This is a genomic window from Enterococcus sp. DIV1444a (assembly GCF_051712125.1).
GTDB lineage: Bacteria > Bacillota > Bacilli > Lactobacillales > Enterococcaceae > Enterococcus > Enterococcus faecalis.
In genome coordinates, this window is sequence record NZ_JBIOOG010000001.1 from 1,359,329 (window position 1) to 1,386,069 (window position 26,741).

Annotated in this window: 26 protein-coding genes and 1 other annotated feature; of the genes, 19 read left to right on the forward strand and 7 right to left on the reverse strand. The window is 36.8% G+C overall.

The annotated features are described in order from the left end of the window. Nucleotides 1-90: 90 nt before the first annotated feature. The 5 genes from trxA (at nt 91) to IGI87_RS06740 (ending at nt 5,021) form a co-directional block, all read left to right on the forward strand. On the forward strand, nt 91-405 hold the full coding sequence (trxA, locus tag IGI87_RS06720) for a thioredoxin (protein ID WP_002357703.1): 315 nt from the start codon (nt 91-93) through the stop codon (nt 403-405). Between the two features lie 164 nt (nt 406-569). Further along, nucleotides 570-2,354, forward strand: coding sequence for an excinuclease ABC subunit UvrC (gene uvrC, locus IGI87_RS06725; protein ID WP_438736513.1), 1,785 nt, complete (start codon nt 570-572; stop codon nt 2,352-2,354). 150 nt (nt 2,355-2,504) lie between these two features. Next, entirely contained in the window at nt 2,505-2,762 is a 258-nt protein-coding gene (locus IGI87_RS06730) for a DUF3884 family protein (RefSeq protein WP_438736514.1), read from the forward strand. A gap of 104 nt (nt 2,763-2,866) precedes the next feature. Then, the gene (locus tag IGI87_RS06735; RefSeq protein WP_438736515.1) at nt 2,867-3,766 is read left to right on the forward strand and encodes an ABC transporter ATP-binding protein; all 900 of its coding nucleotides are present in this window, start codon (nt 2,867-2,869) and stop codon (nt 3,764-3,766) included. Next, on the forward strand, nt 3,759-5,021 hold the full coding sequence (locus tag IGI87_RS06740) for an ABC transporter permease (protein WP_438736516.1): 1,263 nt from the start codon (nt 3,759-3,761) through the stop codon (nt 5,019-5,021). The genes IGI87_RS06735 and IGI87_RS06740 overlap by 8 nt, the downstream gene beginning before the upstream one ends. A gap of 35 nt (nt 5,022-5,056) precedes the next feature. Here IGI87_RS06740 and IGI87_RS06745 read toward each other — a convergent pair whose 3' ends face one another. Beyond that, nucleotides 5,057-6,055 (reverse strand): LacI family DNA-binding transcriptional regulator, encoded by a 999-nt coding sequence (locus IGI87_RS06745; RefSeq protein ID WP_438736517.1) that lies wholly within the window; start codon nt 6,053-6,055, stop codon nt 5,057-5,059. A gap of 141 nt (nt 6,056-6,196) precedes the next feature. Here IGI87_RS06745 and IGI87_RS06750 point away from each other — a divergent pair, with 141 nt between their 5' ends. Next, nucleotides 6,197-7,591 carry a 6-phospho-beta-glucosidase gene (locus tag IGI87_RS06750; RefSeq protein WP_010712419.1) on the forward strand — a complete coding sequence of 465 codons (1,395 nt, stop codon included), beginning with the start codon at nt 6,197-6,199 and terminating at the stop codon, nt 7,589-7,591. Nucleotides 7,592-7,616: 25 nt separating this feature from the next. On the opposite strand, the gene IGI87_RS06755 is transcribed toward IGI87_RS06750, so the two are convergent. Next, a complete protein-coding gene (locus tag IGI87_RS06755; RefSeq protein WP_438737410.1) occupies nt 7,617-8,072 on the reverse strand; it encodes a hypothetical protein in 456 nt (151 codons plus the stop codon). A gap of 296 nt (nt 8,073-8,368) precedes the next feature. Here IGI87_RS06755 and abc-f point away from each other — a divergent pair, with 296 nt between their 5' ends. Further along, on the forward strand, nt 8,369-9,835 hold the full coding sequence (gene abc-f / locus IGI87_RS06760; RefSeq protein WP_438737412.1) for a ribosomal protection-like ABC-F family protein: 1,467 nt from the start codon (nt 8,369-8,371) through the stop codon (nt 9,833-9,835). 289 nt (nt 9,836-10,124) lie between these two features. Here the strand turns inward: abc-f and IGI87_RS06765 are convergent, their stop codons facing one another. Further along, nucleotides 10,125-11,411 (reverse strand): NAD(P)/FAD-dependent oxidoreductase, encoded by a 1,287-nt coding sequence (locus tag IGI87_RS06765; protein WP_438736518.1) that lies wholly within the window; start codon nt 11,409-11,411, stop codon nt 10,125-10,127. 137 nt (nt 11,412-11,548) lie between these two features. Between IGI87_RS06765 and gdhA the strand changes: the two genes are divergently transcribed. Beyond that, complete coding sequence (gene gdhA / locus IGI87_RS06770; protein ID WP_002360402.1) at nt 11,549-12,895, forward strand: NADP-specific glutamate dehydrogenase; 1,347 nt, start codon at nt 11,549-11,551, stop codon at nt 12,893-12,895. Between the two features lie 181 nt (nt 12,896-13,076). Further along, entirely contained in the window at nt 13,077-14,426 is a 1,350-nt protein-coding gene (locus IGI87_RS06775) for a glucose-6-phosphate isomerase (RefSeq protein ID WP_438736519.1), read from the forward strand. Between the two features lie 225 nt (nt 14,427-14,651). Here IGI87_RS06775 and IGI87_RS06780 read toward each other — a convergent pair whose 3' ends face one another. From IGI87_RS06780 to nrdI, 3 genes are all read right to left on the reverse strand, one after another. Beyond that, nucleotides 14,652-15,302 (reverse strand): hypothetical protein, encoded by a 651-nt coding sequence (locus IGI87_RS06780; RefSeq protein ID WP_438736520.1) that lies wholly within the window; start codon nt 15,300-15,302, stop codon nt 14,652-14,654. 430 nt (nt 15,303-15,732) lie between these two features. Next, complete coding sequence (locus tag IGI87_RS06785) at nt 15,733-15,912, reverse strand: hypothetical protein (protein WP_002357684.1); 180 nt, start codon at nt 15,910-15,912, stop codon at nt 15,733-15,735. A gap of 57 nt (nt 15,913-15,969) precedes the next feature. Next, nucleotides 15,970-16,413, reverse strand: coding sequence for a class Ib ribonucleoside-diphosphate reductase assembly flavoprotein NrdI (gene nrdI / locus IGI87_RS06790; RefSeq protein ID WP_104855020.1), 444 nt, complete (start codon nt 16,411-16,413; stop codon nt 15,970-15,972). A 176-nt stretch (nt 16,414-16,589) separates the two neighbouring features. Beyond that, nucleotides 16,590-16,637: a sequence feature (sodium ion sensor (DUF1646 type); this cis-regulatory element may regulate processes involved in with the transportation of sodium ions), on the forward strand. A 116-nt stretch (nt 16,638-16,753) separates the two neighbouring features. On the opposite strand from nrdI, the gene IGI87_RS06795 reads away from it, so the two are divergent. From IGI87_RS06795 to IGI87_RS06840, 10 genes are all read left to right on the forward strand, one after another. Beyond that, nucleotides 16,754-17,077, forward strand: coding sequence for a V-type ATPase subunit F (locus IGI87_RS06795; protein ID WP_002381927.1), 324 nt, complete (start codon nt 16,754-16,756; stop codon nt 17,075-17,077). Then, entirely contained in the window at nt 17,067-19,046 is a 1,980-nt protein-coding gene (locus IGI87_RS06800) for a V-type ATP synthase subunit I (protein WP_438736521.1), read from the forward strand. Before IGI87_RS06795 ends, IGI87_RS06800 begins: the two co-directional genes overlap by 11 nt. A gap of 27 nt (nt 19,047-19,073) precedes the next feature. Further along, the gene (locus tag IGI87_RS06805; protein WP_002363905.1) at nt 19,074-19,547 is read left to right on the forward strand and encodes a V-type ATP synthase subunit K; all 474 of its coding nucleotides are present in this window, start codon (nt 19,074-19,076) and stop codon (nt 19,545-19,547) included. Between the two features lie 16 nt (nt 19,548-19,563). Next, nucleotides 19,564-20,145 carry a V-type ATP synthase subunit E gene (locus IGI87_RS06810; RefSeq protein ID WP_002365627.1) on the forward strand — a complete coding sequence of 194 codons (582 nt, stop codon included), beginning with the start codon at nt 19,564-19,566 and terminating at the stop codon, nt 20,143-20,145. A 16-nt stretch (nt 20,146-20,161) separates the two neighbouring features. Next, on the forward strand, nt 20,162-21,163 hold the full coding sequence (locus IGI87_RS06815; protein ID WP_438736522.1) for a V-type ATPase subunit: 1,002 nt from the start codon (nt 20,162-20,164) through the stop codon (nt 21,161-21,163). Further along, nucleotides 21,153-21,464 (forward strand): V-type ATP synthase subunit F, encoded by a 312-nt coding sequence (locus tag IGI87_RS06820; RefSeq protein WP_002357676.1) that lies wholly within the window; start codon nt 21,153-21,155, stop codon nt 21,462-21,464. The genes IGI87_RS06815 and IGI87_RS06820 overlap by 11 nt, the downstream gene beginning before the upstream one ends. A gap of 17 nt (nt 21,465-21,481) precedes the next feature. Then, nucleotides 21,482-23,263, forward strand: a complete 1,782-nt coding sequence (locus IGI87_RS06825) for a V-type ATP synthase subunit A (protein WP_162782468.1) — start codon at nt 21,482-21,484, stop codon at nt 23,261-23,263. Further along, nucleotides 23,256-24,632: a V-type ATP synthase subunit B gene (locus IGI87_RS06830; RefSeq protein WP_002357674.1), complete on the forward strand. Its 1,377-nt coding sequence runs from the start codon at nt 23,256-23,258 to the stop codon at nt 24,630-24,632. Before IGI87_RS06825 ends, IGI87_RS06830 begins: the two co-directional genes overlap by 8 nt. A gap of 4 nt (nt 24,633-24,636) precedes the next feature. Continuing rightward, nucleotides 24,637-25,272: a V-type ATP synthase subunit D gene (locus tag IGI87_RS06835; RefSeq protein WP_002357673.1), complete on the forward strand. Its 636-nt coding sequence runs from the start codon at nt 24,637-24,639 to the stop codon at nt 25,270-25,272. A gap of 74 nt (nt 25,273-25,346) precedes the next feature. Beyond that, complete coding sequence (locus tag IGI87_RS06840) at nt 25,347-25,757, forward strand: hypothetical protein (protein ID WP_438736523.1); 411 nt, start codon at nt 25,347-25,349, stop codon at nt 25,755-25,757. A 57-nt stretch (nt 25,758-25,814) separates the two neighbouring features. Here the strand turns inward: IGI87_RS06840 and IGI87_RS06845 are convergent, their stop codons facing one another. Then, nucleotides 25,815-26,696, reverse strand: coding sequence for a serine hydrolase (locus tag IGI87_RS06845; protein WP_438737414.1), 882 nt, complete (start codon nt 26,694-26,696; stop codon nt 25,815-25,817). Nucleotides 26,697-26,741 lie beyond the last annotated feature (45 nt).

A 26,741-nucleotide genomic window follows, 5' to 3' on the forward strand; every position in this document is an offset into this window, starting at 1 on the left:
CTTACAATAAGTAAGCAGAACGCTCGCTATCTTAAAGATGACGTGTTATACTAAGCATGTAATAAGAGTAAAGAGTAGGAGGTTTGTGAAATGACACAAGCAATTACCGATAAAGATTTTGCAACAGAAACAGATGAAGGATTAGTCTTAATCGACTTTTGGGCAACTTGGTGTGGCCCTTGTCGTATGCAAGCACCCATCTTAGAACAATTATCTGAAGAATATGATGAAGACGAAGTAAAAATCGTCAAAATGGATGTGGATGAAAATCCTGCAACACCAGCAAGTTTTGGCATCATGAGCATCCCAACATTGCTATTGAAAAAAGATGGCGAAGTTGTTGAAAAAGCAGTTGGTGTTCATACAAAAGACCAATTGCAAGCAATGATTGCCAAACACTTATAAACGTTGATTAGTCATTACGAATAGTCTGATTCAGTCTGAAGGGAAATCATTAACGATTGTCTTTTCAGGCTGTTTCTTTCGTACATAAAGTAGCGGCTTTTTTTGTTTAATTACAAAAAGAGGTGTATAATAGATGAAGCATTTTGTTAGAAAGGAAGTATCGTATGAACGAACGAATAAAAAATAAATTAGCACTGCTTCCTGATCAACCTGGTTGTTATTTAATGAAAGATAAAAACGGCACGATTATCTATGTTGGGAAAGCCAAAATTTTGAAAAACCGTGTCCGGTCTTATTTTCGTGGTAGCCATGATACTAAGACAGAACGATTAGTCAGTGAAATCGATGATTTTGAATATATTGTGACAGAATCGAATATTGAAGCACTTTTATTAGAAATTAATTTAATCCATAAAAATAATCCCAAATATAACATCATGTTAAAAGACGATAAAACCTATCCTTTTATCAAGATCACAAACGAAAAATATCCTCGTTTAATGATTACTCGAAAGGTTTTAAAAGACAAAGCGTTATATTTCGGGCCATATCCAGATGTAAATGCAGCGAATGAAACAAAGAAACTGTTAGATCGGCTTTTTCCTTTGCGAAAATGTAATCCGTCGCAAAAAACACCTTGTTTGTATTACCATTTAGGACAATGTCTGTGTCCCTATGCTTTTGATGTGGATCCGCAAGTCTACAAAGATATGGTGGAAGAGATTAAAGGGTTTCTCTCTGGTGGACATACAGAAATTCAGGACCGCTTACAAGAAAAAATGGCTTATGCAGCTGCACATATGGAATTTGAAAAAGCTGCAGAATTTCGTGATCAAATTAAAGCGATTGAAACAGTTATGACCCGCCAAAAAATGACGAATGTGGATTTAATTGATCGTGATGTGTTTGGTTATGCTGTTGATAAAGGCTGGATGTGTGTCCAAGTATTCTTTGTCAGACAAGGAAAATTAATCGAACGTGATGTATCGATTTTTCCATTTTATGATGATGCCAGTGAAGCATTTTTAACTTTTATTGGACAATTTTATCAAGAGAATGAGCATTTTGTGCCAAAAGAAGTCTTGATTCCTGATGACATTGATAAAGAAAGCGTCGAAGCTTTATTAGCTACGAAAGTCTTGCAGCCGCAACGGGGAGAAAAGAAAAAATTGGTTAAATTAGCCAGTAAAAATGCTGCAGTTGCTTTAAATGAAAAATTCGATTTGATTGTACGGAAACAAGAACGAACAATTGGCGCAGTTGAAAAATTAGGCAATGCGATGAATATACCTGCGCCCATTCGAATTGAAGCATTTGATAATTCAAATATTATGGGAACCAACCCTGTTTCTGCGATGGTTGTGTTTATTGACGGACGGCCAGCTAAAAATGAGTATCGAAAATATAAAATAAAAACTGTCCAAGGTCCTGATGATTACGCTTCTATGAGAGAAGTCATTTATCGCAGATACTCGCGAGTTTTAAAAGAAGGCTTGCCTTTTCCTGATTTAATTTTAATCGATGGTGGTAAAGGTCAAGTCGATGTTGCCAAAGATGTGTTAGTCAATCAACTAGGAGTCGATATTCCTGTAGCTGGATTAGCCAAGAACGACAAGCACAAAACGAGTGAACTTTTATTTGGTCCAAACTTAGAAGTTGTACCATTGGAAAGAAACTCACAAGAATTTTTCTTGTTGCAACGAATCCAAGATGAAGTCCATCGTTTTGCCATCACATTTCATCGTCAATTACGTAGTAAAAATAGTTTTGCTTCGAAATTAGATAATATTGAAGGTTTGGGGCCGAAACGTAAAAAAAATCTTTTAAAAGAATTTAAATCGCTTAAAAATATTACGGCAGCCAGTGTTGAAGAATTAAGAAAAGCTGGGTTACCTGAAACTGTCGCGAAGAATGTGTATCGTCATTTGCATCAAGAAACAAAAAAATAAATGAAAATGAGCCAGACAAATTAGGAAAAGTACCTAATTTGTCTGGCTTTTTATTCAAATTTTTCATAAAAGGTTGAAATCTCAAGAAAGTATGATAACGATTTCTTTCATGATATACTAATGTTAACTTAAAAGAGAGGGCGTCTGATCATGAAAATACTAACACCCGTTTATCAAATAAAATTTAAAAAAGTACCAAATCCACGTCTGATTGATGAGCGTTTAATGAATGAATTGGGGACTTGGCTGAATCGTACAGGTCGAATTTGGGCCTGCCAATCATCAAAATCGGTAATGGAATTTAAAAATAGATTTTATGAAAGCACAGGCTTGACTGTAAATGAAGTGCATATTTCTGCCGAGACGGATGGCCTTTTTCGTTTAGCAGAAAATAAAGCATCTGATTAAAGTGCAACAGCTTTCCATAACAATTGTCATTGACAAGCCAACACAGGAAAGATACGATATGAGTAACTAAACAGCGGTTTAGAAAAAGTGAAGGGGGCGTTTATGTGTTAGAGGTAAAAGAGTTAGTCAAAACCTTTGGGGATTTTAAAGCAGTCGATCAGGTATCCTTTACGATACCGGACGGGAAAATTTTAGGATTAATTGGCCAAAATGGTGCCGGGAAAACAACTACGTTTCGCTTGATTTTAAATTTTTTAACACAAGATAGCGGGTCAGTTTTATGGAATGGTCAACCATTAAACGAAAAAGAGTACAATATTATTGGTTATTTACCAGAAGAACGGGGTTTATATCCTAAAATTACGATTGAAGACCAACTAATTTATTTCGCTTCATTGCGGGGAAAAACTAAAAAAGAAATTGAACCTAAAATTGACTTTTGGATGGAAAAATTTCAAGTTAAAGGCAAAAAAACGGATAAAGTTAAATCTTTATCAAAAGGGAATCAACAAAAAGTTCAATTGATTGCGACACTTATTCATGAACCGAAGTTAATTATTTTAGATGAGCCTTTTAGTGGCTTGGATCCAGTTAATGCAGAATTATTAAAAGACGGCATTATTGAATTGAAAAATCAAGGTTCTTGTGTCATTTTTTCCAGTCATAATATGGACAATGTGGAAAAAATCTGTGACCATTTAGTCATGTTAAAAAGTGGACGCATGGTTTTAGATGGCCAGGTTCATGAAATTCGAGAACAATTTGGTCGAACAAAATTATTCTTAGAATCACCGTTATCTGTTGAGGAAGTTGCTGCTACAGCAGGCGTGAAAGAAGCGCACTTGCGACAAGATGGCGTCTTAGAAGCGACATTAGAAAACGCTGAAGTGGGCAAAGTGTTGTTTGATAAAGCAACAGCCAATGGCTACATTCCAATGTTTAATCAACAACCACCAACATTGGAAGAAATTTTCAAAATGAAAGTAGGTGGGCAAGATGAGTAAATTTTGGATTATTGCGACAGATGTCTATAAGAAAAATGTGAAGTCGTTGTCTTTCTTAATCATGATTTTAGCGCCATTTCTTCTTGTAGGAATTGTTTACTTAGCGGGTTCTCTAGCTAGCGGTTTTTCAGGAGATACGACCATTGGTCTGGTTTCGGAAAATCAAGCGTTGGTTAAAGAATTGGCAAAGAATAAGTCAGAGGATTTTTCTTTTAAAGCTGTTTCTTCTGAGAAAAAGGCCCAAGAACAATTAAAAGACGAGAAAATTGATGCCTATTTACTTTTGGATACTACAAATAATCAGATCTCTGGTCAACTTTACTCTGAACGCTCTTTAGGAAATGCAACCGAGATGCTAATCCCTCAAATGTTAAACCAATTACAAACAATGGCCAATGCCAATCGTTTAAACCTAACAGCTGAGCAAGTTGCCATGTTGAATCAACAAGCAACATTTAAAAAAGCAAAAATTAGTTTTGATGAAAATGGCAAAATAAAAACGGGAGAAGATAACACAGGGATTCAAATGGCGTTAGCAATGGGTCTAACAATTTTGTTATTTGTTTTTATCAGCAGCTATTCTTCTATTATTGCCCAAGAGATTGCTTCCGAAAAAGGTACTAGAATCATGGAAGTTATTCTCTCTAGTACAAAAGCGCAAACCCATTTTTATGGCAAATTAACCGGGGTTATTCTAGTTGCTTTAACACAAATTTTCATTTACGGAGTGGCGTTTGTTCTCGGTTATTCTCAATTGAAAAATCTTGATTTTATGAAAAGTTTATTAAGTGGTATTTCACCACAAAGTATTTTTTCATCAACCTTTATTTTTACATTAGGCTTTTTCATTATTGGCATTCTCGTTTTTGCTGTTTTGGCAGCACTTTGTGGTTCCCTTGTTTCCAAACCAGAGGATACAGCAAAAGCAGTTCAGCCCATCATGTATATTGGTTTAATCGGTTATATGATTGGCATTACGTTTGGAACGAATGATCCACAAAATATCGTGGTGAAAGTGACTTCGTTTATTCCACTGATTTCGTCATACATCATGCCAGTACGCTTGGCGACCGAAACGGCTTCAACGATGGAAGCAATTGTCTCATTAGTGATTTTGGCAGTCTTTGGAATTATTTTAACAATCTTTTCTGCTCGTTTATACAAATCAAACGTTCTTGTATACAGCGAAGGCGGCATGATTCAATCCTTAAAACAGTCAATTTCTATTTTAAAAAATGAACAAAAGCATAAATAATTTTTGTTTAACTCTAAAAGGACCCGGTAAATCAGTCAAAGTGACTGATCTGCCGGGTCTTTTTTAGGTACCGTTCGTCGTTCAACTAGACGAACGGTTAATTTTTTTTCAGGAATGCTCGTCTGATTTAATTGGTTGTATAGGTAAATAAATGAGTTTTCGGCTTGATACTGAATGGCATAATCGACAGTTGTTATATGCATCAACTCACTGACATAACTATTATCAAAGCCAATGACAGCGACATCGCGAGGAACGGTATAATTTAGATTTTCAAGTTCTGAAATAAACTCAGCTGCTACGTGATCATTATAAAAGGCCAAAGCTTCTGGCTTGTCGGTTAATTGTTGCCAGTAATGGGCAATTTTGCGACCAGAATGGTTAGTATACTGATCATTAATCAGCCACTCAGCTTGCCAAGGTGCCTGAGTGTTTTCATAAAAATCTTTCATTGCACGTTTTCGTGCGTGCGTGTTTAAATTTTCGGGATTACCGAGGACATGACCAATTTTTTGGTATCCTTGTTGTTGTAAATATTCTAAGGAACGATAATAACCAGAGTAATGATCAATGTAGGAAGAGTATATCTTAGGTGAATCGATACGATGCCAGGTTGCTAAAGGACCATACGCGCTGTAAGGCTCAATCACCGACCATTCATTTGTCCGTGTCAATAAAAACAAGCCATCTAATTGTTTGTATTTTAATTGGTTCAAGGCATCAATTTCTTTCTGATGATCGCCATCTGTAAAAAATAAGGTTACGGAATAATTGTATTTTTTGGCAATTGAAATAAAACGATTCAAGAAAATGCCTAAGGAACCTAAATAACTAGGTGCTAAAAAGCCAATGGTTTTTGTGGCACCTGCTCGTAAATTCCGAGCCACATAATTCGGGGTATAATTTAATTCTTTCATTGCTTTGAGAATTTTTTCTTGACTATCGGCACTCACATATCCTTTTCCAGAAATTAAGCGAGAAACAGTCGATTTCGAGACACCGGCAACTTTTGCTACATCAATGATAGACGTCATTTTTTACCTCCAAAGTGGAATGTATTCTTATAAGAAGTATAGCATACATTTTTTTGAAAATAGTGCTTGACATGGGAACATTCCCATAATTTATCCTAAATATGTAAACGATAACAATTTAATCAAGGAGGAAGAAGACGGATGACAAGAGGAGCATTAAAAATTGCAACAATTGGTGGCGGTTCTAGTTATACACCTGAATTAATTGAAGGATACATTAAAAGAAAAGATGAACTGCCAATTAAGGAAATTTGGTTAGTCGATATTGAAGCTGGTAAAGAAAAATTGGAAATCGTTGGGGCAATGGCGAAGCGCATGATTAAAGCTGCTGGTTTAGATTGGGAAGTTCATTTAACATTGGACCGTGAAGCAGCCTTAAAAGGGGCGGATTTTGTTTCAACACAGTTCCGTGTAGGATTATTAGATGCCCGCATTAAAGATGAACGGATTCCTTTGTCCCATGGCGTATTAGGCCAAGAAACAAATGGCGCGGGAGGAATGTTTAAAGCATTTCGAACAATTCCTGTCATTTTAGCTATTATTGACGATATGAAACGTCTTTGCCCAGATGCTTGGTTAGTGAATTTTACTAATCCAGCTGGAATGGTTACGGAAGCCGCAATTAAACATGGCGGTTGGAAAAAAACAGTTGGCTTATGTAATGTGCCGATTGGTCATAGAAAACAAGCGGCCGAAATGCTGGGAATTCCAGAAGAAGACTTATTCTTTAAATTTGCTGGAATTAATCATTTCCATTGGCACCGCGTTTGGGACAAAGAAGGACAAGAGCGAACACAAGAACTCATTGATTTAATTTACGGACCTAAACAAGAGCAAGAAAGTCATTTGAAAAATATTTTTGATGCGCCGTTCCATTATGAACAGTTGAAAGATTTAGGCATGTTACCATGTGGTTATCATCGCTATTATTATATTGAAGATGAGATGTTGAAGCATTCCATTGAAGAGTATGAACGGGGCGAAACAAGAGCACAAGTGGTTAAAGAAACGGAAAGTCGTCTGTTTGAATTGTATAAAGATCCCAAACTAGATTACAAACCAAAAGAATTAGAAGAACGGGGCGGCACACACTATAGCGATGCAGCTTGTGAAATGATCGCATCAATCTATAATGATAAACGAACGGATATGGTTGTTTCTACTGAAAATAATGGGACAATTACTGATTTACCGTATGATTGTGTTGTAGAAGTATCTGGACCTGTGACAGCACATGGCCATGAACCCTACAACTGGGGGGCCTTTCCGCCAGCAGCACGAGGAATTATTCAAAATATGAAAGCTATGGAAGAAACGGTTATTCGAGCAGCCATCAATGGTGATTACGGCGCAGCATTGCATGCTTTCACTATTAATCCATTAGTTCCTGGCGGCGTCATGGCGAAGACCTTGTTGGACGAATTATTAATTGCCCACAAAGCACATTTACCGAATTTTGCAGATGCGATTAATAAAATTGAAGAAACACAACCAGAAACAGTCACATATGTGGCCGAATTAATGAAAAGTAATTAAAAAATATCGCACGCTAAAGATTCGTTTAGTGTGCGATACTTTTTTTAGAATAGGAAGCAAAGGATTCCGTTTTTTTCTTGACAGTAAAATGATAGGTTTGTTGCCGGAACAGCCATTGAATACCAGAGTAAATTAAAATTTCAGCAATAATAAACGTCGAAAGTTTCTGTGCGGAAAGGAATAATAGCGTTAAAATTAAAAATAAGACGACACAGGTATAAAAAACGTGCTGTAATTTTTTAGAATTGATAATCGTGATTTCTTTGGTATCTTCAGTAACTTCAATGCGCCGATAAAATTGGAACCAGCCTTCATAGAACGTTAAAACATCCCCAGGGTCAGCCTCAATTTCAATAGGTACATTAGTAAAAAGTTTCCCTTGATGCACACCATTTTTATAAAATGTAAAATAGCGTAACGCGCCCCAAGCTGATGTTTTTCGTGTCAATGTAATCTTCATGGTTTTCACCTCCGTCTTTATTTTGCCATAGTTTCGTTAGAATTGTATCCTACTAAAGTCCGATTCTCTGATTTTAGGGTCAGAATTGACAAAAGAAAGCAGAGGTGTTAGTGTGGGAGTAATTAAACGAGGAGGTATAATTGTATGTTGGCATCTATCAGAATTTGGATTGACTTTTTGACAAAATAAATTGAATAAATCTTATCAAAAAGTCTGAAATTAAAATTCATGGGTGGCGTGTGTACTTTTATACGAAACTACAAGGCTAGCGATTAGGCTGTCCTTTTTTGCGTACCCAAGATTCTTTCGTTTCAGAAATGAAAGAAGAGGGCAAAATGAAAAAATTAAGTATTCATCTGAAAGAAGTAAGTATTCACTTTTCGGGAAAACCAATTCTAGAAATTGATGAATTATTTGTATATGAAAATGAAAAAATTGGGATTATTGGTAAAAACGGCGCAGGAAAATCAACACTGCTCAATTTAATTATGGGTAAGATTCAATCAGACAAAGGAAAAGTTCAAAGATTGAACGACTTTCATTACTTGGCACAAGTAGCTGAAGAAATAACGAATGAACCGGAGAAAACTGCCAAAAACTGTTTGCTAAATCAGAAAAATCAAAAACTAAGTGGTGGCGAAAAAGTCCAAAAACGCTTAGCAACATTATTTTCAGAGTATCCAACCGGGGTTATTTTAGATGAACCAACCACACATTTAGATAAAGAACATCGTCAGTTGTTAGTGGCAGATCTAACGTATTATTATGGGACCGTTTTGTTTGTTAGTCATGATCGCTTTTTCTTGAATCAATTAGCAGAGAAAATTTGGGAAGTTTCGGATGGACATGTCAAAGAATATTTAGGGAACTACGATGCGTATTGTCGTCAAAAAGAATTGGAACAGCAAACACAATATAATGTCTATCGTCAGTATCAAAAGGAAAAGAAAAAATTACAGGAGTCTTACGCAAAGAAACAAGCGCAAGCGCAAAAATCTAGTCATGTTTCAAAAAAACAAAAACAAAAGCAAATTCAACCTAGTCGTTTAGCTGGTTCTAAACAAAAAGATACCGTACAAAAAGCACTCCAAAAACAAGCGAAAGCGATTAATGCCAGAATTGACAGATTACCAGATGTTGCACAAGCAAAACAAGAGCGAAAAATTATTTTTCCTACTAATAATCAGTTCTCTTTATACAATCCATATCCAATTAGAATTGAAAATTTAACTTTCGCTTATGAGAATCGAACAATTCTTAACCATGTGAACGTTCAAATTCCTTTAAACGAAAAAATAGCACTTTGTGGAAAAAATGGTGCTGGGAAGAGTACTTTCCTTCAACAAATTGAAGCCCGTCACCCGGCCATTTACTTTTCTCCCAAAGTCCGGTTAGGAACGTATCATCAATTAGATTATCGATTAAAAAATGATGAACCACTGTTGACTTATTTATTGAAACGGACAAATTATTCTGAAAAGATTGTGCGTTCACTTTTATATCGGCTAGGTTTTCAACAAGAAAATTTACAGACAAAGATATCTTCTCTCAGTGGTGGAGAAGCCATAAAAATTACTTTGGCGCAATTGTTTATAGAACCAAATAATATTATCTTATTGGATGAACCCACAAATTTTCTTGATTTAGAGACAATCCAAGCACTTGAAGAATTTATAAGTGCCTATCAAGGAACAGTAATTTTCACCTCGCATGATGAAACGTTTGTGGAAAAAGTAGCTACTCACACTCTTTATTTAGAAAACGGGAAAATTATTGATAAATAAAAAAAGTAGAGCCTGGGACAAAAATCACTTTGGATTTTTGTCCCAGGCTCAAAACCTGATAAACGGCGGGAACAGAACCAACACTACACGTTGCTCCGATCTCAACAACTTCTAAGTGCTAAAGCTCTAAGAGTTGAAGGTCCTTCGGAAATAAGCCGAAATTCTCCAAAAATTAAAAAGCAATTTTCGGAAATTCCTTCTTATTGCTGAGAAACACTATTTGCAAAGCAAATAGATGTTGAACAGTACCTACTTGGTTCTCGGAGTTAAACGGTTCCGTCCCGACCTCTTAGACTTCTTCAATTGGTAAATAGGTGTATTCTGCAATTTCTGCAGCATGGGAACCGGCAACATGTCCAGTGACAAATGCAGCTGTAACATTGTAGCCTCCAGTATAGCCATTAATATCTAAAAGTTCACCAGCAAAAAATAAACCATTGACTAATTTGCTCTCCATTGTTTTTGGGGTCACTTCTTTGAGGGAAATCCCACCGCCTGTGACAAAAGATTTTTCCAAAGGCAATGTTTTCGTAACAGTGAACTGAAAATCTTTCAGTAGTTCCACAAAGGAAAGACGTTGCTTTTCTGTTAGTTGTTTGGCAGGCACTTCTTCAATTGCTAGTTTCTCTAGGTAAAAAGTGAGCAGACGTTCTGGTAGTAAAGAATGAAAGGCATTTTTCGCCACTTTATTTGGCTGTTCGTCAATCATGCAATCAACGTTTTTCAGCACTTCTTCAAAAGATTTTGTCGGAAACACATCCAAGGCTACGGTGACAGGTTGATTGCCGTTGCGAGTTAATTCTTGGTTAATAAAACTAGAACAGCGGAGCGCAGCAGGTCCTGAAATACCAAAATGTGTAAACAGCATATCCATTTGATGATTAACTAAAGGTTTTCCTTTTTGGTTCAAAACAGTTAAATTAACATCTTGTAAAGAGAGGCCCTGCAACGTTTTATCAAGGATAAAAGGTTCTTCAGAAATAATAGGCGATTCGGTAGGATAGAGTGGGCTGATGGTATGCCCCATTTTTTTGGCTAGTTTATAGCCATCACCAGTTGCTCCTGTAGAAGGATACGTGCGGCCGCCAGTTGTTAATACAACACACGGTGCATAAATTTTTTCCAGTTCGGTTTCAACGCCAATTATTTGATCGTCTTTTCGTAGTAATTTTGTGACCTGTGTTTTTGTAAATACAGTGACTCCTAATTCGTTAATACGGTTAAATAGCGCATCAACGATTGACTTCGATTTATCTGTAACAGGGAACATGCGCCCGTGATCTTCTTCTTTTAAGTGAATACCATTGGATTCAAAAAAGTTCATGATATCATAGTTATCAAATTGTGAAAATGCGCTGTATAAAAATTTTCCATTCCCAGGAATAAATGAAATAATTTCTTCTGCGGGCCGATTATTGGTTACATTACAGCGACCGCCACCAGTCATTAATAATTTTTTCCCAACACGGCGATTTTTTTCAATCAATAATACTTGAGCACCAGCTTCTGCGGCCGCAATCGTGGCCATCATGCCACTCGTCCCAGCACCGACAATAATTACATCAAATTTCTTCATAGTTCTCCTCCAATTCAATAGGTAGTGTACCATAATTACGGGATTTTTTCTGGATTTAAGGAAAAAATAAACGTTTGACTATGGTAATTTTTGAATTTTCAGTTAAAATAAACCTATAACAATGAGAGGATGATTAAATGGACGCAAAACAATATGTTAAAAATATTCAAGAAAAGATTCACCAATTAGACCAAGGTCAAACAGAATATTTACAAGCAGTCGATGAGTTTTTACCAACCGTAGAAGGTTTTTTAGAAAAAAATCCTCAATACATTGAAGCAAATGTTTTAGGTGTCTTGATTGAACCTGAACGTATTTTTCAATTTCGTGTGCCGTGGCAAGATGACCAAGGCAACTGGCATGTGAACAGAGGCTATCGTGTCCAATATAATTCAGCGATTGGACCATACAAAGGTGGTTTACGGTTTCATCCAAGTGTGAATTTAAGTGTGATGAAGTTTTTGGCCTTTGAACAAATCTTTAAAAATAGTTTAACTGGTTTGCCAATCGGTGGCGGCAAAGGCGGCAGTGATTTTGATCCAAAAGGTAAGTCAGATGCTGAAGTGATGCGCTTTTGTCAAAGTTTCATGACCGAACTTCAAAAACATATTGGTCCAAGTACAGATGTTCCAGCAGGCGATATTGGCGTAGGCGCTCGTGAAATTGGTTATTTGTTTGGCATGTATAAACGCTTGCGTAACTATGATGCAGGAGTGTTGACTGGAAAACCTTTAGGATACTGGGGAAGCCAAGCAAGAACAGAAGCGACGGGTTATGGAACGGTTTATTTTGTTAAACATTTATTAGCAGATAAAAACGATACATTTGAAGGCAAAAAAGTCGCTGTTTCAGGTAGTGGGAATGTCGCAATTTATGCCATGGAAAAAGCAACTGAGTTAGGGGCCACAGTAATCACATGTTCCGATTCGTCTGGCTTTGTCTATGATCCAGAAGGAATTGATGTGGCGCTAGTAAAAGAACTAAAAGAAAAAAATCGTGAACGCATTTCAAAATATGTTGAAACACGTAAAGGCGCAACTTATTATGACAAAGAATCTGTTTGGGATTTCGAAACAGCGTATGACATTGCGTTACCCTGTGCAACACAAAATGAAATCAACGAAAAACAAGCCGCTATTTTAGTGAAAAACGGAGTGAAAGTCGTGGCAGAAGGCGCAAATATGCCTTGTACACTAGAGGCAGTCGCCGTTTTTGCTAAATCAGCTGTAATTTATTGTCCAGGCAAAGCCGCTAATGCAGGTGGTGTTGCGGTTTCTGCATTAGAGATGAGCCAAAATGCTGAACGTTTAGCTTGGTCCTTTGAAAAAGTTGACGGTATGCTAGATCAAATTATGCAAAACATTTATGAGACTTGTCGTGATACAGCTAACGAATATCAGGCACGAGATAACTTTGTTTTAGGTGCGAATATTGCTGGCTTTGAAAAAGTAGCGGCAGCGATGCTGAGTCAAGGACTCGTTTAATAACAAAAAATGCTAGGAAATCCTAGCATTTTTTGTTGGTTTGTTTGATTAAGAGAATAAATATCACTAATTAAATAGTTAAAATTAAACAATTGGTCTATCCAAAAGAATTTGCTTGAAAAAATGTCTAAAAACACGTAAAGTATACATGTAGTAAGTTTACTTTCGAGGAGGAAAAGGAATGTCACACATTCAATTAGATTATTCCAAATTAGCACCATTTGTTGCTGAACATGAATTGGAATACATGCAAACACAAGTCACTGCAGTGGACAAAGCATTACGTGAAGGTACAGGAGCTGGTTATGATTTTACTGGCTGGATTGATTTACCAGAAAACTATGACAAAGAAGAATTCGCGCGCATTAAAAAAGCAGCAGCAAAAATTCAATCTGACTCTGAGGTATTAGTAGTCATTGGTATCGGTGGTTCATATTTAGGTGCCCGTGCAGCAATTGAATTTTTGACACATTCATTTAATAATCTATTATCAAAAGAAGAACGGAAAGCGCCACAAATCTTCTTTGCTGGAAATAGCATCAGCTCAACTTATTTAGCTGATTTAATCAATGTGATTGGTGATCGTGATTTTTCTGTCAACGTTATTTCAAAATCTGGAACTACGACAGAACCAGCGATTGCTTTCCGCGTCTTTAAAGAGTTATTAATTAATAAATATGGCAAAGAAGAAGCCAATAAACGTATTTATGCGACAACAGACCGTGCTAAAGGAGCAGTAAAAGTTGAAGCCGATGCGGAAGGTTGGGAAACATTTGTGATTCCTGATGATGTGGGCGGCCGTTTCACTGTTTTAACGCCAGTAGGTCTTTTACCAATCGCTGTTAGCGGTGCGGATATTGATCGTTTAATGGAAGGTGCAAATGATGCACGTAAAGAATACGGCGCAACGAGCGACTTAAAAGAAAACCAAGCCTATCAATATGCTGCGTTACGTAACATTTTATATCGTAAAGGTAAAACAACTGAAATGTTAATTAACTATGAGCCTGGCATGCACTATTTCTCTGAATGGTGGAAACAATTATACGGTGAATCAGAAGGAAAAGATGGCAAAGGTATTTTCCCAGCAGCCGCAGACTTTTCAACTGACTTACATTCTATGGGTCAATATGTTCAAGAAGGTATGCGTAACTTATTTGAAACAGTGGTTAAAATTGAAAATCCACGCCATAGCATTTCAATTCCAGAACAAAATGAAGATCTAGATGGCTTAGGCTATTTACAAGGAAAAGAAATTGACTTCGTCAATACAAAAGCGTTCGAAGGTACGTTGCTTGCTCACACAGATGGTGGTGTGCCAAACATGATCGTTAAAGTGCCAACAATGGATGCTTATTCATTAGGTTATGTTATGTACTTCTTTGAAATTGCGGTGGGTATCTCAGGTTACTTAAATGGGGTTAATCCATTTGATCAACCAGGTGTTGAAGCATACAAACGCAACATGTTCGCTTTATTAGGTAAACCAGGATTTGAAGAATTAGCAAAAGATTTAAATGCACGCCTATAAAATAGCATTCTAAGCTGATTTTTAGCTTTGTGGTGATACAAAGATGTTTGCTTTTAAATATTTTTGGTGATACAAATGGTGATACATTTACAAACAAAATCAGGTAACGTTTTAGTTACCTGATTTTTTGTGGTGCATTTGATATAATTTAAGTTTATTTACAGCTCGTTCTTTTATTTTAAGAGAACTTTTAGTGAGTTATAAAAAAACTTAAGTATTAATTTTTTATTCAGCTTGTCCCGTGATTTCGAATTTATCAACTGCAATAGCGGGAACGGTAATATTGCCAGACAATGTTGATTCATAATCAATAGTTCCATAGGATTTTCCATAAATTGTAACAATATCATTATTTAAGATTCGAGATGATAATAAGGATTTAGGAATTTCTATAAATACTATACGATCATAATCATCATCCATTGCTAGTCTATATTGAGAATAATCAGTGCCTTCGATAACTTGAATAATCGTGCCTGAAAGTGTTAGTTTTTTTCCTTTATTATTTTCAGGATTGCGAGCTAAGTTATCATAGCTTATGTCTGATGCATACTCTGCAATATTTACTTCTTTATTTTTTTGAGATGTAGAACTTGATAATGTTTGGTCCATTTCTAGTGTAGTTTGTGTTGTAGAACTCTCATTAGATAAAAGAGAACTACTGTCCGAAGTAGAGGATGCTTTTTCCGATTTTTCATTTGAAGGAGCCGCAACTCCAATGATAATACCTAAAACTACAAATATAGTAGAGAATAACAATATTTGTTTAGATTTTTTCTTGTCATATTTTAATAATAGTTGTGTTAAAAATAAAACAGCACCAAAAATTAAACCAAGTCCACCTAAAAGAACACAAAAAACAGAAAAATTCATCATATTAAAAACTCCTTATTTATTATTTAATACTGTCGGTAATCCCCAAAAACATTGTTTATATTTATCAAAAATCAACCCATTTCCTAATATATTGATGCTCACAATTATTAGTAATCAAATATTATAAAAATAATATAATAACTATCTACACTTTTTGTTTGATAAAACAAATGTATATAGTGCTTATTTAAGAATAGTATACTATTCTTAAATAAGCACTTCAAGACAAATAAAGTAATATATTAATATCTATGTAAGCGCATTTTTTTGAGCGGACAGAAGAAATATATGCTGAATAGATGACAAAATATGTAGCATTTTTAATAAACCACTCTTTACATAAAAGAGTGGTTTATTAAAAATTATTCGGATAGACAATGCGTACCTAAATTTAAATAAGGATTACCAACTTTGAATGTAAACTACTAGTCTATTTTTCCAAAGGTTCGTTCCATTTTTTAGGACTCCAAATAGTTCCTTCCAATGCAACTTGAAGACTTTCATTATCATCTTCTAATTGTTCAATATATTTGATGGTTTCCTCGATAATAAAAGAATTGGGTTCTTCACTGATTGACTGAAGTTGTTCTGCTAACCATGTATTTCTCATTTTATTCACCTCAAAATGTAGTCTATCATAGGTGAGCCTTTTAGTAATGAAACTTGCTTATTGGTTTTCCTTTAAAATAGCATAAATTCGTTCAATATCCGCTTGGGTGCCTCTTAATTCATAATCAGCTAAGAAGGGAAAGTTGAATTGTTCTGCATACTGTTTGGCTGTCAGGCAGTATTGGTGATTAAAGTTTTTATTGCCGCTGCCCACCACGCCGGAGCAATAACGATAATTATTTTCAAAAGCAAGATATTCTCGCATGACTTCTGTTAAAATTTCGGTATTGCCGTTGTTGACGCCATCGCCACCATCTAAATAGGTAGGTACAAAGGTAAAAAATGGTTCTGATTCTACTTCTAACGGAGAATTTTCCGAAATTTCTTTTAAAGTAATCGTAGGATTTTTTTCGTTTTGCTGATGTTGCTCTTCGGCATAAGTTGTTAAACGTTGAACAAATGAGCGTGTATTACCAGAGATTGAAATATATCGTATATTCATCAGAGATCCCTCCAAATAAATTTAATTGTTTACGTAAGTATAGCACATCGATGTGAAAAAATTTATTATTTTTATTACCTATTATAAAAGGGAAAGTTTGTTATTTTAATTCATTTGGGTAAGTATTGAATTTTGCGAAAAACTTTGCTAAGATGGTAGAGTATTGAATAAAGAATGGTTGGGCGAAAGCTTCAAGGATTCAGTTCTTCAAGGGGTGAGAAGAACAATTTTTGAGTTTGCGCCTTTTTGCATACCTAAAACAAAAGGGCTGAGCGTATCTCTATTTCGCTAGTCCTTTTTCTTATATGCTAAAGGTGTAAAAACTAAGGAGGTGGAGATAATGGTACAAGAAGTACTAGAGCAAATCAAGGCAGCGGAAGATGCGGTGGAAGAGCATCGGCAACAAGCTAAGATGAATTGTCGTTTATATGAAGAACAGAAGCAAGAACGTTTAGCTGAACTACGGCAAGAGAGTGAAGAAGCTGTTGAAAAAGTGCTGACGGATTCACTAGCAACGCAAGAAAAGATGTTACAACTTGAAAAAGAACAACTTTTAGATGAAACAAAGCGCACAGAACAAGCGCTTCACGAACGTTACGAAGCGAACAAAGAACAAGTCATTGATTCAATTATTGAGAGGGTGAAAGACGTTTATGGCAGTTAGTAAAATGGAAAAAATGACAATAATTGCCGCTGCTGAAAAAGAAGCAGCAATTCTACAAGCCATTCAAGGCCTGCAAATTGTCGAAGTAAAACGGATTTTTCATTCGCCTGAAGAAGAACAAGCCTTAAAGAGTCAATATTCTTTTTTACAAGCAGAACAGTCAACTGAACAGCTACGTAAATATGAAACGATGCTACAACAATTGCAAGAGCTTCTTTTATTTTTGACACGCTCTTCAGGAAAAGGTTTAAAGATAAAAAGAAAAGTCTATACTTTGGAAGAGTTGGAACAAACCTTTGATGAAGAAACATTACAAAGCTATTTGACGGAATTAAAGAATATTCAAGAATCTTTGAAACAAATTCAAACGGATCGCCAAGGATTAGAAGCCGAAGAAGAATTATTAGGCCGCTGGCAATATCTGGATGTTTTACCGCATAAACAGCAGTTAAAAAGTAGTTATGTCGTTCATGGTTCGATAAATCTAGCCAATAAAGCCAGCTTTTTGAGCGCTTTATCTCAATGGCCAACAGTTTATTTTGAAGAAATTTATCAAAGTATGCACCATAGTTATTTTACACTCGTTTATCTGAAGGAACATCAGCAAAAGGTAACCGAGTTATTAAACCAATATAGTTTTGAATCACTCCAATACCGTTATGATGTTCCGCCTAAAGAGGCATATCAACAAGTCAAAGAACGATATGAAATTTTACAAAAAGAAGAAAAAACCTTAAAGCAACAACTGGCTTCTTATCATGATTTCTATGAAACGTTTTGCTTGGCTGAAGAAGTCTTATTGGCGGTTATCCAAAGAGAGCAAGCACGTCAACATTTATTAAATGCTTCCTCATTTTTTATCTTGCAAACGTGGATTCCAGTCGAAGAAAAAGCCGAGATTTTGACAGCGATTGAAGAAAAAGTTCCTAAGGACGAAATAGCTCTTACTTTTGAAAATCCTACGAAGGTGGAAATTGAGACAGATATACCAGTTAAACTAGCGAATAATAAATTGGTGCAGCCGTTTGAAATGTTAACAGAGATGTATAGCTTACCAAAATATGAAGAAGTTGATCCGACACCCGCGATGATGCCGTTTTATCTAGTCTTTTTTGGCATGATGGTAGCGGATATTGGCTATGGCTTACTGATGCTATTCTTGTCTATTATTGCTTTGAAAGCATTTGTTTTACCTAGAGGCATGAAACGTTTTGCCGACTTTTTCTTGATTTTATCATTTCCAACAATTATTTGGGGCTTCATTTACGGTTCGTTTTTCGGTGCAGCATTACCGCCAACAATGTTTGGAATCAAATCACCATTTCCGATTTTATCAACGACCGAAGATGTAAATACGATTCTTATTTTATCGGTTATTTTTGGGTTTATCCAATTGGTTGTCGGTTTAATGATTAATGGGATTCAGTTATCAAAACAAAGGCGCTATTTAGATAGTATTAACGAAAGTTACGCTTGGTTAGGGATTTTGTTTGGTTTAGCATTGTTAGTCGTTGGTAAATTAGTAGTTAAAAATGAAGGCTTATTTACAGCAGGTGCGATTTTAGCTAGCCTTTCTGCCGTTGCAATTATTGTGATTCCAATGATTCAATCGAAGGCCAAATTAAAAGGTTTAGCCAAAGGACTGTATGGACTATACGGTGTGACAGGCTATGTCGGTGATTTAGTTAGTTATACACGTTTGATGGCGTTAGGAATTGCTGGGGGAAGTATTGCTTCAGCGTTTAATATGCTCGTTGAGTTCATGCCGCCAGTTGCCCGTTTTAGCGTGGGGATCTTGCTGTTAATTGTTTTACATGCGTTAAACATATTCTTATCGTTATTAGGTGCGTATGTTCATGGTGCACGTTTGCAATATGTTGAGTTCTTTGGAAAATTTTACACAGGCGGTGGCCGGGCGTTTAACCCGCTAAAAACAAAAGAAAAGTATGTTAATGTTGAGAAAAAATAGAAAATTATTTATTGGAGGAAAATAGAGATGATGGATTACTTAATTAATAATAATGGTGGAATTGTTTTTGCAGTATTAGGAATGGCGATGGCGACAATTTTTGCTGGGATTGGATCAGCCAAAGGAGTTGGCTTTACTGGGGAAGCAGCAGCAGCTTTAACGACGGAGCAGCCAGAAAAATTTGGTCAAGCGTTAATTTTACAGTTATTACCAGGTACACAAGGATTATACGGTTTCGTTATTGCTTTCTTAATTTATATTAACTTAGGAAACGATATGAGTATGGTTCAAGGATTGAACTATTTTGTAGCAGCTTTACCAATTGCCTTTGCAGGATTGTTCTCTGGGATTGCCCAAGGTCGTGTAGCCGCTGCGGGGATCCAAATTTTAGCGAAGAAACCAGAACATGCAACAAAAGGAATTATCTATGCTGCCATGGTTGAAACTTATGCCATCTTAGGGTTCGTAATTTCCTTCTTACTTGTATTGAACGTCAAATAATTGAGGAGGCAGATGGATGGATGCCATTGAAAAAATCATCAGTGAAATTAAGCAGCAAGGAAAGCAAGAAGTCGAAGCCTATGTCACCAGTGAACAAACGCGCATCGATCAAGAATTCCAAGCAGCACAACAAGAAATTTTGCTGAAGCAAGAACATGAAATAGAAAAACGACAACAACAATTATTAAAAGAATTTAAACAACGCCAACAACGGCAAACACTAGAAATTCGTCAAGATGCATTAAATAAAAAACAAGCATATCTTAACCAATTATTTGACGAAGTGGTCTTAAAGATGAGTGAATGGTCAGCGGAAGAATTTCAACAATTTATGAAAGCACAATTAGGCTCACTTGAATTAACAGGAAAAGCAACCATTCTTTTAGGCGAGTATTCTCAAACGAAAGTAACGCAAGAGTGGCTGACCGCACTTTCTGATGCTACTGTTCAATGGGAGCTTTCAGAGGAGGTTGTTCCAAAAGAAAGTGGCTTTATCGTTGCAAAAGATGGTTTGGATTATAATTTTCTCTTTTCAGCATTAGTTGAAGAGATTCAAAAAACAGAAGGCTTTAAAGTAGCAGAAAAACTTTTCAGTTAAGAAGGGAGGACGTAGAATGAGAAAACCAACGTATCATCAAATTAATCCGCTGATTCGTTTAAAAGAAACGGAGTTGCTTTCTGAGCAACAGTTTCAACAACTTTTAGAAGCGGAAACAGTTGAAGACGTTAAAAATATGTTAAAAAGTACGGTTTATCAACCTTATTTAACCGAAACTTTTGAAGAAAAATTTGACTACCATTCTTCTGAAGCATTGGGAAATCTTTATCGGTGGTTATATGAAATAGCTCCAGAACCAGCTGTAGTAACGTTGTATACGATGCGTTTTACCTTCCATAACTTGAAGATTTTGACGAAAGCTGAGCGAACAGGTAAAGATTTTGATTATCTTTATTTAGAGGATGGTCGTTATTCTCTAAACACAGTCAAAAGCGCCATTCATACAAAAAACTCTTCCGAACTTGAGCCAGCATTGTTAGAAGTAATCCGTGATGTTTTTGCCTATCTGGAAGAAGGCGGTTTGCCGCAAGCAATTGATATCCTTTATGATCGAGCATTTTTACAGCAACAGCGAAAATTGGCGGATGAATTGGGCTATGAAGAGTTAACGAAGGAGGTCATCGCTTTTATTGATTTAACCAATCTATCAACGATGGCCAGAGGGATTGTTCAACATCAAAACAGTAACTTTTTATCAACCGTGCTTTCTAGCGCTGGCAGTATCTCAAAGAAAGAGCTGTTGACCTATGCGGAAAAGTCACTTGTAGAATTTACTGCATTTGTCAGAACAACGAATTACGGACAACTATTAGAAAAGATCATCAATAAAGAAACCAATGAATTAAATTTATTGGCTTTTGAAAAACTCAAGGATGATTACCTGACCTCAATGTATGAAAACGGTCGAACGGTTGCTTTTGGGCCGCTCCCATTACTAGCCTTTTTGAATGCGAAAGAGGTTGAATGGAAAAATCTACGTTTAATTTTGGTCGGAAAACATAGTGGGTTTTCAAATGAAAAAATTCGAGAAAGGATGCGAAAAGTCAATGGGGTATAAAATTGGGGTCATTGGAGACAAAAATTCAATCTTACCATTTAAACTGTTTGGCTTTGAGGTCCATCATGCCATTTCAGAAATGCAAGTTAGAGAAGCCATTGAAACTATGGCGAAAAATAAGTTTGGGGTCATTTTCATAACGGAAGAAGCCTCTACTTTAGCAGAAGAAACGATTGAACGATACAAAGAACAAGTGACACCAGCGATTATTTTAATCCCAAGTCATAATGGTACAATCGGAATCGGTTTAAGTGAGATTGAAAAAAATGTTGAAAAAGCAATTGGACAAAATATTTTATAATGCAAAGGAGAATGAGCGTGCAAATTGGAAAAATTGTCAAAGTTTCAGGTCCTTTGATTTTAGCTGAAAACATGTCAGATGCTAGTATCCAAGACATTTGTCATGTAGGAGATTTAGGCGTTATCGGAGAGATTATTGAAATGCGAGGCGACGTCGCTTCGATTCAAGTATATGAAGAAACAACAGGCATTGGACCAGGAGAACCAGTTATTTCAACAGGAGAACCATTATCTGTTGAATTAGCCCCAGGTTTAATTGCCGAAATGTTTGATGGTATTCAACGACCATTGGATACATTTCAAGAAGTAACCCACAGTAACTTTTTAGGTCGTGGCGTTAAAATTGATGCGTTAGATCGTGAGAAAAAATGGACGTTTGAACCGACTGTGGCAGTTGGTGAAGAAGTGTCGGCAGGTGACATCGTCGGTGTGGTTCAAGAAACACCGATTATTCAACATAAAATTATGGTGCCTTTCGGCGTTTCAGGAACGATTGCCGAAATTAAAGCAGGTGACTTTGCCATTGATGAAACAGTTTACTCAGTGGAAACGGCTAAAGGAACGGAAAGTTTTAGCATGATGCAAAAATGGCCCGTTCGGCGGGGACGTCCCATTTTAGAAAAACTAAGTCCCAAAGTACCGATGGTGACCGGACAACGCGTAATTGATACCTTTTTCCCAATTACGAAAGGCGGAGCGGCAGCAGTTCCAGGACCATTTGGCGCTGGAAAAACAGTCGTTCAGCATCAAATTGCTAAGTGGGCCGATGTCGACTTAGTCGTTTACGTTGGTTGTGGGGAACGCGGGAATGAAATGACAGATGTTTTAAATGAATTTCCAGAATTAATTGATCCAACAACTGGTGAGTCTTTGATGAATCGGACGATTTTAATTGCGAATACGTCAAATATGCCGGTAGCAGCACGGGAAGCCTCGATTTATACAGGGATTACCATTGCAGAATATTTCCGTGATATGGGTTACTCAGTCGCAATTATGGCGGATTCTACTTCTCGTTGGGCAGAAGCGTTACGAGAAATGAGTGGCCGGTTAGAAGAAATGCCTGGTGATGAAGGCTATCCAGCCTATTTAGGTAGCCGCTTAGCTGAATATTATGAACGAGCAGGACAAGTCATCGCGTTAGGAAAAGATCATCGTGAAGGAAGCATTACGGCGATTAGTGCGGTTTCGCCATCTGGTGGGGACATATCAGAACCTGTCACCCAAAATACGTTACGCGTTGTTAAAGTATTCTGGGGCTTAGATTCCCAGTTAGCACAAAAACGTCATTTTCCTTCTATTAACTGGTTGCAAAGTTATTCTCTTTACTCCACAGAAGTAGGACAATATTTAGACTTGGAATTGCAAGGGAACTGGGCCGCTATGGTAGCTGAAGGGATGCGGATTTTACAAGAGGAATCTCAATTGGAAGAAATTGTTCGTTTGGTTGGGATTGATTCCTTGTCGGATAAAGACCGTTTAACGTTGGAAACAGCCAAATCATTACGGGAAGACTATTTGCAACAAAATGCTTTTGATGACGTGGACACGTTCACTTCTCGAACCAAACAAGCGAAAATGTTGCAATTGATTCTAACTTTTGGTGAAGAAGGTCAAAAAGCCTTAAGTTTAGGCACTTATTTCTCTGAGTTAATGGCGGGAACCGTTGAAATCCGTGATCGCATTGCTCGTAGCAAGTATTTACCAGAAGAAGAATTAGAAAAATTGGATCGTTTACAAGCAGAAATTAAAACAACGGTAAAAGAAATCATTGCTGAAGGAGGAATGACGAATGATTAAAGAATATCGCACAATCAATGAAGTCGTTGGTCCTCTGATGATTGTTGAAAAAGTGGCAGGCGTAAAGTACGAAGAATTAATTGAAGTGCGCATGCAAAATGGCGAAATTCGCCAAGGGCAAGTTTTAGAAATCAATGGAGATAAAGCGATGGTCCAAATTTTTGAAGGAACGAGTAATATCAATATTCGTGATTCAAAAGTTCGCTTTCTGGGACATCCTTTAGAATTAGGGGTTTCGCCAGATATGATGGGGCGCGTTTTTGACGGCTTAGGTCGTTTAAAAGATAATGGACCAGAATTATTACCTGAGAAAAAATTAGATATTAACGGCGAAGTTATCAATCCAGTTGCTCGTGATTATCCTGATGAGTTCATCCAAACAGGGATTTCAGCGATTGACCATTTAAATACCTTAGTTCGCGGCCAAAAATTACCTGTTTTTTCAGCTTCTGGCTTACCTCATAAAGAATTAGCAGCACAAATTGCCAGACAAGCCAACGTGTTAAATAGTGAAGAAGAATTTGCCGTAGTTTTTGCGGCCATTGGGATTACCTTTGAAGAAGCGGAATATTTTATGGAAGATTTCCGTCAAACAGGCGCAATTGATCGTTCAGTCTTGTTTATGAACTTAGCGAATGATCCAGCCATTGAACGGATTGCAACGCCTAGAATGGCTTTGACAGCCGCTGAATATTTAGCTTATGAAAAGGGCATGCATGTCTTAGTTATCATGACGGATATGACCAATTATTGCGAAGCGTTGCGAGAAATTTCAGCAGCACGCCGTGAAGTTCCAGGACGTCGTGGTTACCCAGGTTATCTTTACACGAACTTAGCAACGTTGTATGAACGGGCAGGCCGAATTCGTGGTTCAAAAGGTTCCGTAACACAGATTCCTATTTTAACAATGCCAGAGGAGGATAAAACACATCCAATTCCCGATTTAACTGGCTATATTACAGAAGGGCAAATTATCTTGTCCCGGGAACTATATAAGAGCGGTATCCAACCACCAATTGATGTATTGCCATCACTTTCCCGTCTTAAAGACAAAGGAACTGGCGAAGGCAAAACGCGCGGGGATCACGCAGCGACGATGAATCAATTGTTCTCAGCCTATGCACAAGGGAAACAAGCCAAAGAATTAGCTGTCATTTTAGGAGAATCAGCTCTTTCGGATGTCGATAAAATTTACGCAGCTTTTGCCCAACGTTTTGAAGAAGAATATGTCAACCAAGGATTCGATACAAACCGTTCGATTGAAGAAACGTTAGATCTTGGGTGGGAACTATTAAGTATGCTACCGAGAACAGAACTAAAACGAATTAAAGAGGATATGCTCGATCAATATTTAACTGAAGGGAAGTAGAAAAATGGCTCGATTAAATGTTAATCCAACCCGTATGGAACTTTCCCGACTGAAAAAACAGTTAACTACGGCCACGAGAGGTCATAAGTTGCTGAAAGACAAACAAGATGAATTGATGCGAAGGTTTATTGCGCTAGTCAAAGAAAACAATGAGTTACGTATTCAGGTTGAACAAGAAGTGACAGATGCGTTATCAAATTTTGTATTGGCAAACGCAACGCTGAACGAAGCCTTTATTGAAGAGTTAGTGGCAATTCCAGCCGAAAAAGTTGAATTAGAAATTATTGAACAGAACATCTTAAGTGTGCCAGTTCCTAAAATGATTTTTGATTACGATGAATCGGTTCAAGAAGCACCCTTAGATTATGGCTACGTGAATTCAAACAGCGAGCTTGATCAAGCTTTTGCTAAAATTTCAAGCATTTTACCGAAATTATTAGCACTTGCAAATGTTGAAAAGACGTGCCAATTATTATCAAAAGAAATTGAAAAAACGCGTCGTCGTGTCAACGCCTTAGAGTATATGACGATTCCACAATTAGAAGAAACAATTTACTACATTCAAATGAAATTAGAAGAAAATGAACGTGGCGAAATTACACGTCTAATTAAAATTAAAAGCATGAACAAAGAAAATTAATGGTTAGAAAGAACGAGTGCGAAGCCAGTTGGTAGCTTTCGTGCTCGTTTTTAATAAAAAAGGGAGTGAAAAAAATGAAAAATGAAGAACGCCGCAAAGCGATTGCACTGAATTGTCAAAAGTACGAAAGTGACTATGCTCACTTGGTGGAACCAATTAATGAGCTACTGTTAAACTTGGGAGCAGCTATTTCAGAAGAAGCCGCGAAGCAAATCATTCTGAATGTAAAACGTTATCATCACGGCGTGAAATATCTTCCTGAGTGTCATTTAGATGAAAGTAACCAATTTATCGAAGATGGGCTTGAAGCTCTTAAAAAGGGAGATTTAGGCAACGGTGCGTTACAACTATTTGGGGCTGGCTTAAACTTTGCTAGTTTTGCAGCAAAAGCACAAGGAACCAAAAAAATTGATGCCCACCAAATGTTGGCAGAACGTTTTACGAAGTTGTTGGCTGTACAAACGGATAATAATAACAAACAATAGGCAAAATACCCTTGGTTTATTAAGCCGTTTTAATAAACCAAGGGTATTTTTTTACTGTTATTGATTAGGATATTCAGACACTTGCAATTGCCAAAGTTTATCTGTCACTGAAGCAATAAACGCAGAACTCTTAGCATTATCAGGTCCCTTAGTAAAAATTGCTAAAGCAAAGGGGTGAGGTGTTTCTAAAATCCCCATATCATGAATAAATTCATCATAGGAACCAATTTTATGAGCAACTTTCCCTTGAGTTGTGGGAGTTTCCATTCTTTCATGGAAAACACTTTGTTTCATAGAATCATAAATCGCTTGGTAATCTGGTTTCGTTGCTTTTTCAGTATATAATTTTTGTAGAATAACAAGCGCATCTTCCGAAGAAAATTGTGGTTCTTCAATCGAAGGTGTCTTGTGCAAATAACGCTGATACATTTCTCGTTTTGCTTTTGCATCACCACCCAATGTGTCATAGAGCATATTTTTAGCGATATTATCAGAATAGGTGATGGCATATTCTTGTAACGTTTTTAATGGATATTCTGGTTGGATATTATAGGCAATGATCCCAGTTCCTTCTTCATAATCTTCTTCGGCGTTATAGGGAATCAGGTCTGTCCATTTTTTTTGACCAGAAGCAACCGTGTCGGCGACTAGCATCGTCAGTGGCACTTTAATAGTACTAGCTGTATAAAATTCATGTTGGCCATTCACAGAACGTTGTTCGCCAGTTTCCAAATCTAAATAACTAATCCCGACCGTTCCTTCAAATTCTTTGACAGAAGCGACGAGCAGGTCATTTATTTTATCAAAAAATACTGTATTTGCTGAATTATTTTCTTCCTTGTTGTTTGTATGCTTCTCATGTTTGGCGGAATCAATTGTAACTTTTTGTTCAGATTCTTTGGCATAATCTTCGCCACGACTTGAGAAGAAGAAGCCCACAATTAGGAAAAAGCAAAGAAAGAAAATGGTGCCGTAAAGTGAGAG